Genomic DNA, 16,729 nt, shown 5'->3' on the forward strand with positions numbered 1-16,729 from the left:
CTACGTTTCACGTGGAACATCGCGGCCCGTTAACGCTTCCTGCTCCGCGCCTTCGGCTTGCTCGCCGTCGGCAGGCGACGGATCTTCACGACCGTGCTGGGGACCTCGAGGACCGCCGCACCACACTCGACGATGAGCGGATCGGCCCCGCCGGCCTTCCGGATGGCGGCGCCGTCCCGCTCGATCTCGTCCGCCGCGCTGGCGCCCTTGAGGGCGACCAGGAAGCCATCGGGACGGACCAGCGGCAGGCACCAGTCCGCGAGACGAGCGAGCGGGGCGACCGCGCGAGCGGTGACGATGTCGGCGCCACCGAGCTGCTCACGCACAGGTCGTTCCTCCGCGCGTCCACGGACGATGGTGATCGGGAGTTCCAGCTTCTCGGCCACCTCGGCCAGCCAGTCCACCCGGCGGGCCATCGGTTCGAGCAAGACGATATCGAGGTCCGGTCGCGCGATCGCCAGCGGTACACCCGGAAGCCCGGCTCCCGACCCCACGTCGACGACGCGAGCGCCGTCGGGCATCTGCTCGCCGATCACCGCCGAGTTGAGCACGTGCCGTTCCCACAGCCGCTCGACTTCCCGCGGACCGATCAGCCCTCGCTCGACCCCGTGCCGCTCCAGGAGTTCGACGTACCCGGCGGCTTGGTCGACGTGCTCTCCGAACACTCGCGCCGCCGCCTGCTCCCAGCTCACTCCGTCTACTCCTCGTCCGCCGGTTTCACGTGAAACCGCGCTCGTTCGATTGTCCCCGATGAACCGGAGAAGACGAGACGACAGTCCGAAGATGTGGACAACTCCACTCCGCCGACGGCCGCTGTGGAGCGTTCCACGTGAAACATCACCCGTGTAATTCGCTCGACCGAGGCGCCGCGTTGCCCAACCGGATGCCGCTGAAGCCAAGCGTGCTCGCCGACGCGATGTCGACGAACGCCCACAAGTTCCGCATCACGCGCAACTCAATGCCCGCCTCCTCGTGGAGCCCGAGGAGATCGCCGACCCGCTCCGCCGGACCGAGCGGCTCGACCGGCACGGTCGCCACGACCGCGTGGGCGTGCTCGCCGAAGGCCCGGAACAACGCCGACGAGAAGCGGTAGGCGAACAGCGAGACCGTTCGCATCGACTCGAGCCATCCGTACTCGATCGCGTGGACGCGGTCGGCGCCCAGCCAGGCACGGTCCGCCTCTGTCGTCGATGGCTGCACCCACGCCATCGCGCGCGGGCACCGGCGGGGGAACCAGTAGTCCGGCGCACGGCTCTCCTCGACCGCCCAGACGTAGGCCTCCGGCTGCCGCGCTGTGGCCGCGACGTGCGGCTCGAAGCGGGTGATCGTCGGGTCTTCGGAGAAGTGGACGACCTCGCCGGGCGCCGAGCGCATGTACACAAGAAAGCGGCCCCACCTGACCGAGTCAAGTGGGGCCGCCCGCCAAGCGAACCGGGGCTCACGCCTCCGGGAAGATCACCACGCGCCGCTTCGGGTCTTCGCCTTCGCTCTCGCTCGTGACGCCCGAGACCGTCGCCACGGCGTCGTGGACCACCTTGCGCTCGAACGGACTCATCGGCTGCAGCCGCACCCGCTCGCCGCTCTTCAGGACCGACTCCGCCGTCGAGCGGCCGAGCTCCTTCAGCTCTTCGCGGCGGTCCGCGCGCCAGCCCGCGATGTCCAGCATCAGGCGGCTGCGGGAGCCCGTCTCCTGCTGGACCGCCAGGCGGGTCAGCTCCTGCAGCGCCTCGAGCACCGTGCCGCGCGGGCCGACGAGCTTCTCGAGGTCCTCACCGCCGTCGATGCTCACGATCGCGCGGCCGGCTTCCACGTCGAGGTCGATGTCACCGTCGTAGTCGAGCAGGTCCAGCAGGCGCTCGAGGTAGTCGCCGGCGATGTCGCCCTCCTGCACGAGGATGTCGTCACCGCCCGCCTTCGGCTCGCCTGCCGCCTCCGTGTCCGTCTCCGGGGTCACGTCGTCCTTATCGGCGTCGATCGTGTCGATCGTCTCCGACATCATTCGTCTCCTCTCCGAACCGGTCGCGCCTCAGCGGCGCTTCCGGCCCGACTTCCTGGTCGAGTCTTTGAGAAGGCCCGGCACGCCCGTGCCGGTGTCCTTCGAACCGTTCTGGCCGTTCGTGTCGGCCGGGGTCTTGTCGCCGTCCGCGGAGGCGGCGGTGGCGCCGGAGGCAGCCGGAGTCGTCTGCGCGAAGCCGTGGGCCGAGCCGGCCTTCGTGACCTTCTTGGCGGCGCCGGTCTGCGCGGGCTGGTTCTTCTTCTGCTGGACCGGCTTCTGACCGACCTTCGGCGCGGTCGGCTTCTGGCCCGGCTTCGGCCCGAGCGTCGCGCGCTTCTCGGCGGCCTCCGCCTTGCGGGCCGCCTCTTCCTTGTCGATCTTCGTGTAGACGAGGCGCTGCTGCATCAGGGTCCAGCCGTTGTTCGCCAGCCAGTAGAAGAGGAGGCCGAGCGGGAACAGGGCACCGAAGACGAGCACACCGAGCGGGAAGATGTACATCGTCAGCTTGTTCATGATCGCGGTCTGCGGGGTGGCCGACGCGGCGTTCTGCCGGGCCACCGAGTGCCGCGCGGTGAGGTGCGTGGCGATCGAGGCGACGATCATCAGGGGCAGCGCGACCGGGAGCACGCTCCAGTGGAAGCCGACGTTCGTGGCCCCGCCGCTGACGACCCCGACACCGTTGTAGACGGCCTCACCGAGGTTGACCCCGAACAGCTTCGCGCTGACGTACGAATGGACGTCGTGCTGGTTGAAGAAGTAGTTCTCGGTCTTGTCGCCGCCACCGGGCGGCGGCATCGTGAACGCGCGGAGGACGTGGTTCAGGCCGATGAACACCGGGATCTGGAGCAGCATCGGCAGGCAGCTGCCCAGCGGGTTGACGCCGTGCTCGCGCTGGAGCTTCTGCATCTCCGCGGCCTGGCGCTGCCGGTCGTTCGCGTACTTCTTCTGGATCTTCTTCATCTCCGGCGCGAAGTCCTGCATCTTCTTCATCGACCGGACCTGGTTCACGAACGGCTTGAACATGATGCCGCGGACGGTGAACGTCAGGAAGATGATGCCGAGGATCCAGGAGACTGCGGTCGCTTCCCCGAAGACGAACCCGAAGACCTTGTGCCAACACCAGAGGATGAAGGACACGGGGTAGTAGATGAAATCGAGCACTGCTGCTACTCCTCGATCGGTGTTTCAGGTCTGCGGTGTCGCCACGAGAACGTCTCGGGCACGGGGTCGCGGCCGGGTGGTGTCCACGGGCCGCAGCGCAGCAGCCGGCGCAGCGCGAGGTAGGAGCCGCGGCCGGCACCGTGCCGGGTGAGGGCTTCGACTGCGTACGCGCTGCAGCTCGGGTAGAACCGGCAAGCCGGCGGGAGAAAAGGCGAGATCGCCTTGCGGTAGAGCTTGATGGGGAGCAGCAGGACCCAGGCGACCGGGCCGGGCCGAAGGGGCTCTGGCTCCACGTCGTGGTCGTGCTCGGGGGTGGCTCGCATGCCGGTCACACCGCTGATCCGTGGTCGGGGGCCGCGTCCGCGGGACGCGTCGGGCTGGGGACATCCCCGGCCGGACGGCGCGACGACAGAAGCCCCAGCCGACGCAACGCGGCGTCGAGATCGGACCCGAGCTCGGCGCTGGAAGCGGTCGACGACGGCGGCAATGCCCGTACGACCAACGCAGTGCCGGCGGGCAGTGTTCCGAGCCTGGCCGAAACGAGATGACGCAACCGGCGGCTGACGCGGTGGCGGACCACCGAGTTGCCGACGGCCTTGCTCACCACAAAACCCGCCCTGGCCGCCGGCACGCTGTGGGACTGCACTGTGCAGTCCCACAGCGTGTCGGCGGCCTCGGACGGGTCCGTGGTCAGCGCGTGGACGACGAGGCGACGCCTGCCTGCCCGGGACCCGCGACGGAGAACCACGCGGAAATCCTCGCTCCGCCGCAGGCGTGCGGCAGCCGGCAGCACGGCGCGCCCCGATCGGGCGATCAGGCGGACAGCGCTTCGCGGCCCTTGCGACGGCGGGCCGCCAGGATGGCCCGGCCGGCGCGGGTCCGCATGCGCAGGCGGAACCCGTGGGTCTTCGCGCGGCGGCGGTTGTTCGGCTGGAAGGTGCGCTTACCCTTGCTCACTGCTTCTCCTGTGTGTCGCGTCGGACGCGGGGATTTCCTCCCCGTCGCCTGGCGTGTCGTGCGGGCGCACGGCAGTCTCTGGTGTCTCCTACCAACGTGTGGCCTCGTCACGACGAGCGACGACAACGTGGGCACGCGAAACGCACCCGTCGCATACGGGAGACCTTACGAGGGTACGCACCCCCGTCGGGCGGCCGGTAAGCACCCCCTCGGCCACGGTACGCGACCGGCGCGCGCGGCCGTGGCGGTCGACGCCGGGACACCGAATGGCCACGTGCTGTACACCGTGAAATGCTGGCCGCCGAGGATGCCTTGTGGCAGCGGACGGGGCTTGTTAGCGTGCCTCTTCCGGGTCACCGGTCGCGGTGCCCAGTCTCCGGGTGGTGGAGTGCCCACCGGCGTACGACGAGCCCGCAGGTGGCGGCGCCGCGGGTCGCCGTACATTAGTGCACAGCTGTGGACAACTATGTGGATATCCGCTGTGCCGACGCGCACGCAGGTCGCCGGGGTTCGGCCGTCCACGCCGACGAGGGGAGGGGAGCCAGACAGGTGTCGGATCACCAGCACAATCTGGGTGTCATCTGGGAACAGGTGGTACGCGAACTGTCCGACGGGACCCTCTCCCCCCAGCAGCGCGCCTGGATGCGCGTGACCCGGCCGATCGGCCTGCTCGACGGCACGGCGCTGCTGGCCGCGCCGAGCGACTTCGCGAAGGAAGCGATCGAACGCGGGCTGCGCGGCGCGATCACCGACGCGCTTTCCCGGCGGCTCGGCCGCGCCATCTCCCTCGCGGTGAAGGTGGACAGCGCCGAAGTCGTCCCGGCGCCCGCGCCCCGCTACGTGCCGTCACCCGGCCGAGTGGAAAACGGCGCGAGTCCCGAACCCGCCCCGCCGATGCCGTCGCACGGCGCGCCGATGATGCCGCCGCCGCGGCCCGCCGAACCGGCGCAGCCGATGTCGATGCCCGCGCACCAGGCTGTCGCGCCGAAGCCGGACGACGGCGACGACACCGACGAAGAAGTCGACGAAGAGGGCGAGGCGCTCGCCGCGGTCCACGAGATCTGGCCGACGTTCTCCGGCCAGCCGATCGCCGGCCAGCCGTACACCGCGCCCGCGCAGCCGCAGACGTCGAAGACGAAGCTGAACGAGAAGTACACCTTCGACACGTTCGTCATCGGTGCGTCCAACCGCTTCGCGCACGCGGCCGCGGTCGCCGTCGCCGAAGCGCCGGCCCGCGCGTACAACCCGCTCTTCATCTGGGGCGAGTCCGGGCTCGGCAAGACGCACCTGCTGCACGCGGTCGGCCACTACGCGCAACGGCTCTTCCCCGGGATGCGCGTCCGGTACGTCTCGACCGAAGAGTTCACGAACGACTTCATCAACTCGCTGCGCGACGACCGCAAGGTCGCCTTCCAGCGCCGCTACCGCGACATCGACATCCTGCTCGTCGACGACATCCAGTTCCTGGAGGGCAAGGAAGGGACGCAGGAAGAGTTCTTCCACACCTTCAACACCCTCCACAACGCGAACAAGCAGATCGTCGTCAGCTCCGACCGCCCGCCGAAGCGCCTCGAAACGCTGGAGGACCGGCTGCGGACGCGGTTCGAGTGGGGCCTGATCACCGACATCCAGCCGCCCGAGCTCGAGACGCGCATCGCCATCCTCCGCAAGAAGGCGGCGCAGGACCGGCTCGCGGTGCCGGGCGAGGTTCTCGAGTTCATCGCTTCGCGCGTCGAGGCGAACATCCGGGAGCTCGAAGGCGCGCTGATCCGCGTCACGGCCTTCGCGTCGCTGAACCAGCAGCCGGTCGACAGCGCGCTCGCCGAGATCGTGCTGCGCGACCTGATCCCCGACTCGCACGCGCCGGAGATCACCGCGCCGACCATCATGGGCGTCACGTCCGAGTTCTTCGACGTCACGCTCGACGACCTGTGCGGCCCCGGCAAGACGAAGGCGCTCGCCACGGCCCGCCAGATCGCGATGTACCTCTGCCGCGAGCTGACCGACATGTCGCTGCCGAAGATCGGGCAGACGTTCGGCGGCCGCGACCACACGACGGTCATGCACGCGGACAAGAAGATCCGCAAGGAGATGGCCGAGCGCCGGCGGATCTACGACCAGGTGCAGGAGCTGACGTCGCGCATCAAGCAGCGCGCCCGCCAGTAGCACATCCCTTACCTCCCAACGACTTCGGGGCGTCCGCTCAATGTGGACGCCTCTTTGTCGTCTTTGGACACCTGAAGCACGCGTACGCGCGCGAAGCAGCGAAGGCGTGTACGCGCGCTTCGCCAAACTCGCGAAAATTGTTTGTACACAAGGGGTTTTCCCCACCGTGTGGGCGGATTGCCCACAGTGCCAACGGATCTCCCACCAGCGGAGACACGGATTTCCTCCACACCCCGCCCACAGCCGATCCACAGCGCATCCACACCCTTGTCCACGGTGATTCCACAGGTTGCCCACACGCTGTGCACAGGAGCGGCCGATCACTCGGAAGAGGGTTTCGGACCCGGTTCGGCACCCCCAGACCCTGGGTACAAATCGCCCCACACCTGGGGACAACCATGGGGACAACCGGGACCATCTGTGGACGAATCCGGGGACGCCCGAAACCATCCACGGATCGCCCGAACTACCCACAGATCCGCCACCACGGTTACCCACACGCCCGCGAGCCGCCCGACCTGCGCGAACGAGCTCGATCCACACAATCCACAACGCCTACTACTGCTACTGCCCTTAGATCTCTTCTAAGAGAGAAAAAGATAAAAACAGGCGGCGGACGAAGTTGGGGACAGCCGCGAGATCGAGTCGTCATGTCGACAAAGCGAAGGGGAGGCCGAGGTGACGGCGGTGCCCGCGACGGCCTAACGTGGACGCCTGCACCTGGTCCGCGCTCCGGCCGCTCACGCGGAGAGCGGGCCGGCCGGAGGGGGCAGCCGGTCTCTGCCCCGCGAGAACGAGGCCTGGCCCGAGCCCGCAGGGGGCTCGACCGTCGAAAGGATGCGCGCATGAAGATCCGCGTCGAGCGTGACGGGCTCGCCGACGCCGTCGCGTGGGTGGCCAGAAGCCTCCCCTCCCGGCCTCCGGTGCCGGTGCTGGGCGGTGTCCTGCTCGACGCCGGTTCCGACGGCGAAACCGACGCGCTGACGGTCTCCGGCTTCGACTACGAGGTCTCCGCCACGGTCGGGGTCCCCGCGACGATCGCCGACGGCGGCCGCCTCCTCGTCTCCGGGCGCCTCCTCGCCGACATCACCAAGGCGCTGCCCGCGCAGCCGGTCGAGATCTCGGTCGACGGCGCCCGCGCCACCATCACGTGCGGCAGCGCGCGGTTCTCCCTGCCGACCATGCCGGTCGAGGACTACCCGCAGCTGCCGTCCCAGCCCGCCTTCGCGGGCGAGCTCGCCGGCGACGCGTTCGGCCAGGCCGTCACCCAGGTCGTCGTCGCCGCGGGCAAGGACGACACGCTCCCGATGCTCACCGGCATGCGGCTGGAGATCTCCGGCAGCTCGCTGACCCTGGTCGCGACCGACCGGTTCCGGCTCGCCATGCGCGAGTTCACCTGGCAGCCCGCCGAGGGCCTGGCCGACGCCGCGGTGCTCGTGCCGGCGCGCACGCTCGCCGAGGCCGCCAAGACGCTCGGCGCGTCCGGCGCCACGATCCGCCTCGCCCTCGCCAGCGGCGAAGGCCTGCTCGGCCTCTCCGGCTCCGGGCGCTACACGACGACCCGCCTGCTCGACGCGGAGTTCCCGCCGTACCGGCAGTTGCTGCCGGCGTCGCACACCTCGCGCGCGGTGATCGACGTCTCGGCGCTCACCGAGTCCATCAAGCGCGTTTCGCTGGTGGCCGAGCGGGGGACTCAGGTACGACTGGAATTCGGGGACAACACGCTGCGGTTGTCCGCGGGCGGTGACGACGAGGGCAGCGCCGAAGAGGAGCTGCAGGTCGAGTACGAAGGTGAGCCGGTGACGATCGCGTTCAACCCGGGTTACCTCGTGGACGGACTGGGCGCGCTCCACAGCGACCGGGCCGAGCTGACCTTCACCACGCCGAACCGGCCCGCGCTCATCAAGCCCGCCGACGCCGAGGGCAACGTCGTCCCCGGCTACCTGTACCTCCTGATGCCGGTCCGCCTCCCGGGCTGACCCGCTTTTCGCCAGTACGTAAGGGGATCTCGATGGTTCAGCTCGGTCTGATCGGCCTGGGCAAGATGGGCTTCAACATGCGTGAGCGGCTGCGTGCGGCCGGTCACGAGGTGGTCGGCTACGACCGCAACCCGGACGTCAGCGACACGACCTCGCTCGAGGACCTGGTGTCCAAACTGGACGCCCCGCGGATCGTGTGGATCATGGTCCCGGCCGGCGAGCCGACCCGGGCGACCGTCACCGAGCTGAGCAACCTGCTCGCCGCGGGTGACATGGTGATCGACGGCGGCAACTCCAAGTACACCGACGACAAGCTGAACGCCGATCTTCTCGCAGCGAAGAGCATCGGCTACCTCGACTGCGGGGTGTCCGGTGGCGTGTGGGGCAAGGAGAACGGCTACGGCCTGATGGTCGGCGGCGCGGCCTCCGACGTCGAGAAGGCGATGCCGATCTTCGACGCGCTGCGCCCGGACGGCCCGCGCGAAGAGGGCTTCTCGCACGCGGGCGACGTCGGCGCGGGTCACTACGCGAAGATGATCCACAACGGCATCGAGTACGGCATGATGCAGGCCTTCGCCGAGGGCTTCGAGCTGCTCGAGGCCGCGAAGGTCGTCAAGGACGTCCCCGCGGTCATCAAGGGCTGGCAGCGCGGCACCGTCGTCCGGTCGTGGCTGCTCGACCTGCTCGTGCGCGCGCTCGACGAGGACCCGGAGCTGGACGACCTCGAGGGCTACGTCGAGGATTCGGGCGAGGGTCGCTGGACGCTGGAAGAGGCGATCAACAACGCGGTGCCGGCGCCGGTCATCTCGGCCGCGCTGTTCGCGCGGTTCGCCTCGCGGCAGGAGCACTCGGCCGCGATGCGCGCGGTCGCCGCGCTGCGCAACCAGTTCGGCGGGCACGCGGTGAAGAAGGTCGGCGGGTAAGGAGCATCTGGTGTATCTGCGACACCTGCAGGTCACCGACTTCCGCTCCTGGCCGCAGGCCGATCTCGCCCTCGAACCGGGGCCGACCGTGCTGGTCGGCCAGAACGGCCGCGGCAAGACCAACCTGCTGGAGGCGATCGGGTACGTCGCGACGCTGGGCTCGCACCGCGTCGCGACGGACGCGCCGCTCATCCGGCACGGCTGTGAGCGCGCGCTAGTGAGGGTCGCGGTGGTCAACGACGACCGCGAGCTGACCGTCGAGCTCGAGATCACCGCCGGCCGGGCGAACCGCGCCCGCGTCAACCGTGGTGCGGTCGGCCGCCCGCGTGACGTGCTCGGCATCCTGCGCACGGTGCTGTTCTCCCCGGAGGACCTGGCACTCGTGCGGGGTGACCCGAGCGAGCGAAGACGGTTCCTCGACGAGCTCTTGGTGCTGCGCGCGCCGCGGTACGCGGGCGTGCGGGCGGACTACGAGAAGGTGCTGAAGCAGCGGAACGCCCTGCTCAAGACGGCCGGGAAACGCCGTACGGGCCGCGAAGACCCGTACGCGTTGTCGACGCTCGAGGTCTGGGACGACCACTTGTCGGTGGCGGGCGCGGAGCTGCTGGCCGCGCGCCTGAACCTCGTCGCCGACCTCGCGCCGTACGCGGCTTCGGCGTACATGGGGGTCGCGCCCGACTCGCGGCCGGCGAAGATCGCCTACCGGTCGTCGCTGGGTGCGGCCCTGCCGGAGACGTACGGCGTACCGGATGGGGAACGGGCGCAACCCGCGGTCCTGAAGGACGTCCTACTCAAGGCGCTGGGTGAAGCCCGCAAGGCGGAGCTCGAGCGCGGCATCAGCCTGGTCGGCCCGCACCGGGACGAGCTGGAGCTGATCCTGGGCCAGGCGCCGGCCAAGGGCTACGCGAGCCACGGCGAGTCGTGGTCGTTCGCGCTGGCCCTGCGGCTCGGCAGTTACGAGCTGCTGCGCGGGGAGGCGGGCGAGCCGGTGCTGCTGCTCGACGACGTGTTCGCCGAGCTGGACCGCAAGCGGCGGGCCCGGCTGGCCGAGGTGGCCGCGAGCGCCGAACAGGTGCTGGTGACCGCCGCGGTCGACGAAGACGTGCCCGGAGAGCTCGCCGGGCACCGGTTCGTGGTGGCGGACGGTGAGATCACGCGTGGCTGAGCAAGGCGACCGGGCACCCCGTGTGACGGGAGACACAAACCGCACCCGATCTGGGGACAAACCTGTGGACAGTGTGGATAACACGGTGAATGAGTTATCGCTGCCCGTGACTCTGCGGCCGGATGGGTGGCAGAAGGCGTCCCCAAATAGCTCCCCGTCACCCGCCGATACCGAGCGTGATGGTAACGCTGGGCCGAACGAGGCTCCGCCGACCGGGCGCGACCTCGCCCACGCCGCGCTCGAGGCGGCCAAGGCGAAGGCCAAGGCGCGGGGCACGTCGCCCGGCCGGCGCCGTCCCGCGACCGGCGGCGGGCAGAACCCCCGGCGTCGCCGCTGGTCGGGCCCGGGTGCCGACCCGCGTGACCCGCAGCCGCTCGGCAGGCTCGTCTCCGGGCTGGTGCGGGACCGCGGCTGGAACGAGAACGTCACGAGCGCCCGCGTTTTCGCGCAGTGGGCGCGGCTGGTCGGCGAAGACGTCGCCGAGCACGCGCAGCCGGTCACGCTGAAAGACGGCGAGCTCACCGTCCGCGCCAGTTCGACGGCGTGGGCCACCCAGCTCCGGTTGCTCCAGGGAAAGCTGCTGGCCAAGATCGCGGCGGGCGTCGGCAACGGCGTCGTCAAGCGGATGCGGATCCAGGGGCCGACCGCCCCGAGCTGGCGGAAAGGGCCGCGCCACGTGCCGGGCCGCGGCCCGCGTGACACGTACGGCTGACCCGGGTTGCGCGATGCTCGGTTGAGTGGGCCGAGAACGCATCCAGACCTCCCGAGATACGTCAAGACTCGACTCGAACCGAGTTCGTTCGTCTGTGACGCATTCAGGGGTGTCCTTGCCGCATGTCAGCGGACGCGGCCAAGTACACTGGAGGAGAGCGAGCGTCCGCTCGGGCGAGACGAGGAGAAACAACGCCGGTGACCGAGAACAAGAGCGAGTACAACGCGTCGTCGATCACGGTGCTCGAAGGCCTCGAAGCGGTCCGCAAGCGCCCCGGCATGTACATCGGTTCCACCGGTGAACGCGGGCTGCACCACCTCGTCCAGGAGGTCGTCGACAACTCCGTCGACGAGGCGATGGCCGGTTACGCCACCAAGGTCGAGGTTACCCTGCTCGCCGACGGCGGCGTCCGCGTCGTCGACGACGGCCGCGGCATCCCGGTCGACATGCACCCCAAGGAGAACAAGCCGACCATCGAGGTCGTGCTCACCCAGCTGCACGCGGGCGGCAAGTTCGACAGCGACTCCTACGCGGTGTCCGGCGGCCTGCACGGCGTCGGCATCTCCGTGGTGAACGCGCTCTCGACGAAGCTGCTGGCCGAGGTCAAGTACGGCGGCCGAAGCTGGCGCCAGGAGTACACGAACCAGGTGCCCGGCCCGCTCGAGGACCTCGGCCCGGCGACCGAGACCGGCACGACGATGACGTTCTGGGCCGACGGCGACATCTTCGAGACCACGACGTACAACTTCGAGACCATCTCGCGCCGGCTCCAGGAGATGGCGTTCCTCAACAAGGGGCTGACGCTGTCCCTGCGCGACGAACGCGTCGCCGACGAGGAGACCGAAGAGGACGCGGAGGGCAAGGTCGCCCGCATCAAGGAGAAGGTCTACTGCTACCCGGGCGGGCTCGAGGACTTCGTCAAGCACATCAACGGCAGCAAGGACCCGATCCACCCCAGCGTGATCTCCTTCGACGCCAAGGGCACCGGCCTCGAGGTCGAGGTCGCGATGCAGTGGAACACCGGGTTCACGCCGTCGGTGTACACCTTCGCCAACACGATCAACACCCACGAAGGCGGCACCCACGAAGAGGGCTTCCGCGCCGCGCTGACCCGCGTCGTCAACGCGTACGCGCGCGACAAGAAGCTGCTCAAGGAGAAGGACGCCAACCTGACCGGTGACGACGTGCGCGAGGGCCTCGCCGCGATCGTCTCGATCAAGCTGGGCGAGCCGCAGTTCGAGGGCCAGACGAAGACCAAGCTGGGCAACAGCGAGGCCAAGACGTTCGTGCAGCAGCAGTCGAACGAGTGGCTGGCTGACTGGTTCGAGCGCAACCCCACCGAGGCGAAGACGATCATCAACAAGTCGATCTCCTCGGCGCAGGCCCGGATGGCCGCCCGCAAGGCGCGTGACCTGGTCCGCCGCAAGGGCGCGCTCGACATCGGCGGCCTGCCCGGCAAGCTCAAGGACTGCCGCTCCACCAAGCCCGAGGAGTGCGAGCTCTACATCGTCGAGGGTGACTCGGCCGGCGGCTCGGCCAAGGAGGGCCGGGACTCGATGTACCAGGCGATCCTGCCGATCCGCGGCAAGATCATCAACGTCGAGAAGGCCCGCATCGACCGCGTCCTCAAGAACACCGAGGTCCAGTCGCTGATCACCGCGCTGGGCACCGGCATCCACGACGAGTTCGACCTCTCGAAGCTGCGCTACCACAAGATCGTGCTGATGGCCGACGCCGACGTCGACGGCCAGCACATCACCACGCTGCTGCTCACCCTGCTGTTCCGGTTCATGACGCCGCTGATCGAGCACGGCCACGTCTTCCTCTCGCGGCCGCCGCTGTACAAGATCAAGTGGCCGCGGTCCGAGCCGGAGTACGCGTACTCCGACCGCGAGCGCGACGCCGTCATCAAGGCGGGTGTCGAGGCCGGCAAGAAGCTGCCGAAGGACGACGCGATCCAGCGCTACAAGGGTCTCGGCGAGATGAACGCCGAAGAGCTGTGGGAGACCACCATGGACCCGGCGAACCGGCTGCTGGGCCGGGTGACCATGGACGACGCCGCCCAGGCGGACGACCTGTTCTCGGTCCTGATGGGCGAGGACGTCGAGGCCCGCCGCTCGTTCATCACGCGCAACGCCAAGGACGTGCGCTTCTTGGACGTGTAGGCGTCCCCCGCTCTTGTCCCGCCTGGACCACCCGCACCCGAGAAGGACCTCATGACGGAAACCCTGCCGCCGGCTCCGGAGAACGACCGGATCGAACCGGTCGACATCCAGCAGGAGATGCAGCGCTCCTACATCGACTACGCGATGAGCGTGATCGTGTCGCGGGCGCTGCCGGACGTGCGCGACGGCCTCAAGCCGGTCGCCCGCCGCATCCTGTACTCGATGTTCGACTCCGGCTTCCGGCCGGACCGCGGGTACAACAAGTGCTCCCGCGTCGTCGGCGACGTCATGGGCAACTACCACCCGCACGGCGACTCGGCGATCTACGACGCGCTGGTCCGGCTCGCCCAGCCGTGGTCGCTGCGCTACCCGCTGATCGACGGCCAGGGCAACTTCGGCTCGTCGGGCAACGACCCCGCGGCCGCCATGCGGTACACCGAGTCCCGGCTCGCGCCGCTGGCCATGCAGATGCTGGCCGACATCGAAGAAGACACCGTCGACTTCTCCGACAACTACGACGGCCGCACGCAGGAGCCCGACGTCCTGCCGGCGCGGTTCCCGAACCTGCTGGTCAACGGCGGTTCCGGGATCGCGGTCGGGATGGCGACGAACATCCCGCCGCACAACCTGCGCGAGGTCTCCGAGGGCGTCGTCTGGGCGCTGGAGAACCCGGACGCGACCGACGACGAGCTGCTGGCCGCGCTGCTGGTGCGGATCAAGGGCCCGGACTTCCCGACCAAGGCGATGATCCTCGGCACGTCCGGCATCGAGGACGCCTACCGCACCGGCCGCGGCTCGATCCGCATGCGCGCGGTCGTCGAGGTCGAGGAGGACGCGAAGGGCCGCACGATCCTGGTCGTGTCCGAGCTGCCCTACCAGGTCAACCCGGACAACCTGGTCGAGAACATCGCGAACCTGGTCCGCGACGGCAAGCTCACCGGCATCTCCGACATCGCCGACGAGTCCAACAGCCGCTCGGGCATGCGGATCGTCGTCACGATCAAGCGGGACGCGGTCGCGAAGGTCGTGCTGAACAACCTGTTCAAGCACACCCAGCTGCAGCAGAACTTCGGCGTCAACATGCTGGCGCTGGTCGACGGCGTGCCGCGCACGCTGCGGCTCGACCAGATCATCCGCCACTACGTGAAGCACCAGGTCGAGGTCATCGTCCGGCGGACCAAGTTCCGCCTGAAGAAGGCCGAGGAGCGGGCCCACATCCTGCGTGGGTACGTCAAGGCGCTCGACATGCTCGACGAGGTCATCGCCCTCATCCGGCGGTCGCCCTCGGCGGACGAGGCCCGGCCGGCCCTGATGGAGCTGCTGGACGTCGACGAGATCCAGGCCACCGCGATCCTCGACATGCAGCTGCGGCGCCTCGCCGCCCTGGAGCGCCAGCGGATCATTGACCAGCTGGCCGAGATCGAGCTCGAGATCGCCGACCTGAAGGACATCCTCGACAAGCCGGAGCGGCAGCGCGCGCTGATCCGCGACGAGCTGATGGCGATCGTCGAGAAGTACGGTGACGACCGGCGCACCCAGATCGTCGGCTTCGGCGGCGACGTCACCGACGAAGAGCTCATCGCGGTCGAGGACGTCGTCGTCACCATCACCCGCACGGGGTACGCCAAGCGGACGAAAACGGATCTGTACCGGTCGCAGAAGCGCGGCGGCAAGGGCGTGCAGGGCGCGACCCTGAAGCAGGACGACATCGTCCAGCACTTCTTCGTCTGCTCGACCCACGACTGGATCCTGTTCTTCACGAACAAGGGCCGCGTCTATCGGACCAAGGCGTACGAGCTGCCCGAGGCCAACCGCAACGCGCGCGGCCAGCACGTGGCGAACCTGATGGCGTTCCAGCCGGACGAGCAGATCGCCCAGGTCATCGAGATCAAGAACTACGAGGTCGCGCCGTACCTGGTACTCGCGACCAAGCGCGGCCTGGTGAAGAAGACCAAACTCACCGACTTCGACTCCAACCGCTCCGGCGGCCTCATCGCGATCAACCTGCGCGAAGGCGACGAGCTGGTCGGCGCGGTGCTCGCGGCGGCCGAGGACGACCTGCTGCTGGTGTCGGCGGAAGGCCAGTCCATCCGCTTCCACGCGACGGACGAGGCACTGCGGCCGATGGGCCGCCCGACGTCCGGCGTCATGGGCATGCGCTTCAACGACGGCGACGAGCTGCTCGGCATCAGCGTGGTCAAGGAGGGCAAGTTCCTCCTGGTGGCGACCGACGGCGGCTACGCCAAGCGCACGGCGATCGAGGACTACCCGGTCCAGGGCCGCGGCGGCAAGGGTGTGCTCACCATTCAGCACGACCGCAAACGTGGCAGGCTGGTGGGTGCGCTCATCGTCGACGCCGAGGACGAGCTGTACGCGATCACCTCGAGCGGCGGCGTGATCCGCACGCCGGCGGGCGACGTCCGCAAGGCAGGACGGCAGACGAAGGGAGTCCGGCTGATGAATCTCGGCGAAGGCACCACTCTTCTGGCCGTCGCACGCAACGCGGACGAGCCCTCGGACGTCGCCAATGGTGACGCTCCCGAAGCGCCGGAAGCGCCGGAAGCAGCTGACGAGACGACGGCGCCGTCGGAGCAGTAAGTTCCACAACTACGGACAGCGCCCCACGGCACGGGTAAGGACTGACTCTTCGTGACACCGACCGAGAATCCCGAGGCAGCGGGTTCGAACGGAACGCCGGCCAGCCCGCCCTGGCAGCGGGTCGACAAGGAAGGCGACGCCGAAGCGACGGTCAAGCTGGCCACGGACGAGTCTCCGGCCCCCGCCGAACCGTCGCAGCCCGCCACCCCCGAACGCCCGGTGGTGACGGGCAGCGCAGCCCCCCGCCTCTTCGGCGGCGGCGGGGACACGCCTCCCACGGGCGCCGAGGTCCCCCCGGCATCGGCGCAGCGAGCTCGCCCGAGCGCGCTGCGCCGCCCGGGCCGCGGCCCCCGCAGGGCGTCCCTGCAGGTCAAGCGCTTCGACCCGTGGTCGGTGCTCAAGCTGTCCCTGGTACTGGGCGTGGCGATGTTCTTCGTCTGGCTCGTGGCGGTCGGCGTCCTGTACACGGTCCTGGACGGAATGGGCGTCTGGGACAAGCTGAACGGAACGTATTCCTCCCTGGTCGGCGGCGAGGGAGCCAACGCCTCGGCCGAACCCCTGATCAGCGCGGGCCGCGTGTTCGGCATCGCGGCCATCCTGGGCGCGATCAACATCGTCCTGGTCTCGGCCCTGGCCACGGTGAGCGCGTTCATCTACAACGTCTCAGCCGACCTGGCCGGCGGCCTCGAGGTCACCTTGTCCGAACGCGAGTGACCCGGTTGCAGGGCCCCTTCGGGGGTCCTGTAAAGTTCTCCTCGTTCAAGGGCCTATAGCTCAGGCGGTTAGAGCGCTTCGCTGATAACGAAGAGGTCCCAGGTTCAAGTCCTGGTAGGCCCACGCAGGTCAAAGCCCGGTTCACATCTCTTGTGAGCCGGGCTTTTTGCTGCCTGCCTGACTAACAGCCTGA

The 16,729-nt window shown here is 69.0% G+C and carries 15 protein-coding genes and 1 tRNA gene; 9 read left to right on the top strand and 7 right to left on the bottom strand.

Going from position 1 to position 16,729, the window contains the following annotated elements; genetic code table 11:
* Nucleotides 1–29 precede the first annotated feature (29 nt).
* From rsmG to rpmH, 7 genes are all read right to left on the bottom strand, one after another.
* Nucleotides 30–692 carry a 16S rRNA (guanine(527)-N(7))-methyltransferase RsmG gene (gene rsmG, locus IE317_RS09960; protein WP_191308538.1) on the bottom strand — a complete coding sequence of 221 codons (663 nt, stop codon included), beginning with the start codon at nucleotides 690–692 and terminating at the stop codon, nucleotides 30–32.
* 145 nt (nucleotides 693–837) lie between these two features.
* On the bottom strand, nucleotides 838–1,374 hold the full coding sequence (locus tag IE317_RS09965; protein ID WP_191308541.1) for a DUF6886 family protein: 537 nt from the start codon (nucleotides 1,372–1,374) through the stop codon (nucleotides 838–840).
* A gap of 64 nt (nucleotides 1,375–1,438) precedes the next feature.
* On the bottom strand, nucleotides 1,439–1,996 hold the full coding sequence (locus tag IE317_RS09970) for a Jag family protein (RefSeq protein ID WP_191308543.1): 558 nt from the start codon (nucleotides 1,994–1,996) through the stop codon (nucleotides 1,439–1,441).
* Between the two features lie 30 nt (nucleotides 1,997–2,026).
* Nucleotides 2,027–3,157 (bottom strand): membrane protein insertase YidC, encoded by a 1,131-nt coding sequence (gene yidC / locus IE317_RS09975; protein ID WP_191308546.1) that lies wholly within the window; start codon nucleotides 3,155–3,157, stop codon nucleotides 2,027–2,029.
* A gap of 5 nt (nucleotides 3,158–3,162) precedes the next feature.
* Nucleotides 3,163–3,480, bottom strand: a complete 318-nt coding sequence (gene yidD / locus IE317_RS09980) for a membrane protein insertion efficiency factor YidD (protein WP_191308548.1) — start codon at nucleotides 3,478–3,480, stop codon at nucleotides 3,163–3,165.
* A gap of 5 nt (nucleotides 3,481–3,485) precedes the next feature.
* Nucleotides 3,486–3,950 (bottom strand): ribonuclease P protein component, encoded by a 465-nt coding sequence (gene rnpA, locus IE317_RS09985; protein ID WP_191308550.1) that lies wholly within the window; start codon nucleotides 3,948–3,950, stop codon nucleotides 3,486–3,488.
* A gap of 20 nt (nucleotides 3,951–3,970) precedes the next feature.
* Nucleotides 3,971–4,114 carry a 50S ribosomal protein L34 gene (gene rpmH, locus IE317_RS09990; RefSeq protein WP_091288857.1) on the bottom strand — a complete coding sequence of 48 codons (144 nt, stop codon included), beginning with the start codon at nucleotides 4,112–4,114 and terminating at the stop codon, nucleotides 3,971–3,973.
* 549 nt (nucleotides 4,115–4,663) lie between these two features.
* Here rpmH and dnaA point away from each other — a divergent pair.
* From dnaA to IE317_RS10035, 9 genes are all read left to right on the top strand, one after another.
* Entirely contained in the window at nucleotides 4,664–6,280 is a 1,617-nt protein-coding gene (gene dnaA / locus IE317_RS09995) for a chromosomal replication initiator protein DnaA (protein ID WP_191308552.1), read from the top strand.
* Between the two features lie 845 nt (nucleotides 6,281–7,125).
* Nucleotides 7,126–8,259 (top strand): DNA polymerase III subunit beta, encoded by a 1,134-nt coding sequence (dnaN, locus tag IE317_RS10000; RefSeq protein ID WP_191308555.1) that lies wholly within the window; start codon nucleotides 7,126–7,128, stop codon nucleotides 8,257–8,259.
* Between the two features lie 32 nt (nucleotides 8,260–8,291).
* A complete protein-coding gene (gene gnd, locus IE317_RS10005; RefSeq protein ID WP_191308557.1) occupies nucleotides 8,292–9,182 on the top strand; it encodes a phosphogluconate dehydrogenase (NAD(+)-dependent, decarboxylating) in 891 nt (296 codons plus the stop codon).
* 10 nt (nucleotides 9,183–9,192) lie between these two features.
* Nucleotides 9,193–10,347 (top strand): DNA replication/repair protein RecF, encoded by a 1,155-nt coding sequence (gene recF / locus IE317_RS10010; RefSeq protein WP_191308560.1) that lies wholly within the window; start codon nucleotides 9,193–9,195, stop codon nucleotides 10,345–10,347.
* Nucleotides 10,348–10,453: 106 nt separating this feature from the next.
* Complete coding sequence (locus IE317_RS10015) at nucleotides 10,454–11,059, top strand: DciA family protein (protein WP_191309110.1); 606 nt, start codon at nucleotides 10,454–10,456, stop codon at nucleotides 11,057–11,059.
* Between the two features lie 197 nt (nucleotides 11,060–11,256).
* The gene (gene gyrB / locus IE317_RS10020) at nucleotides 11,257–13,224 is read left to right on the top strand and encodes a DNA topoisomerase (ATP-hydrolyzing) subunit B (protein ID WP_191308563.1); all 1,968 of its coding nucleotides are present in this window, start codon (nucleotides 11,257–11,259) and stop codon (nucleotides 13,222–13,224) included.
* 51 nt (nucleotides 13,225–13,275) lie between these two features.
* Nucleotides 13,276–15,822, top strand: a complete 2,547-nt coding sequence (gyrA, locus tag IE317_RS10025; RefSeq protein ID WP_191308565.1) for a DNA gyrase subunit A — start codon at nucleotides 13,276–13,278, stop codon at nucleotides 15,820–15,822.
* 51 nt (nucleotides 15,823–15,873) lie between these two features.
* Nucleotides 15,874–16,536 (top strand): DUF3566 domain-containing protein, encoded by a 663-nt coding sequence (locus IE317_RS10030; RefSeq protein ID WP_191308568.1) that lies wholly within the window; start codon nucleotides 15,874–15,876, stop codon nucleotides 16,534–16,536.
* 49 nt (nucleotides 16,537–16,585) lie between these two features.
* A tRNA-Ile gene (locus IE317_RS10035) sits at nucleotides 16,586–16,659 on the top strand.
* The last annotated feature ends 70 nt before the right edge of the window (nucleotides 16,660–16,729 follow it).

Origin of the sequence: Amycolatopsis bullii (assembly GCF_014654205.1) — a bacterium.
Lineage (GTDB): Bacteria > Actinomycetota > Actinomycetes > Mycobacteriales > Pseudonocardiaceae > Amycolatopsis > Amycolatopsis plumensis.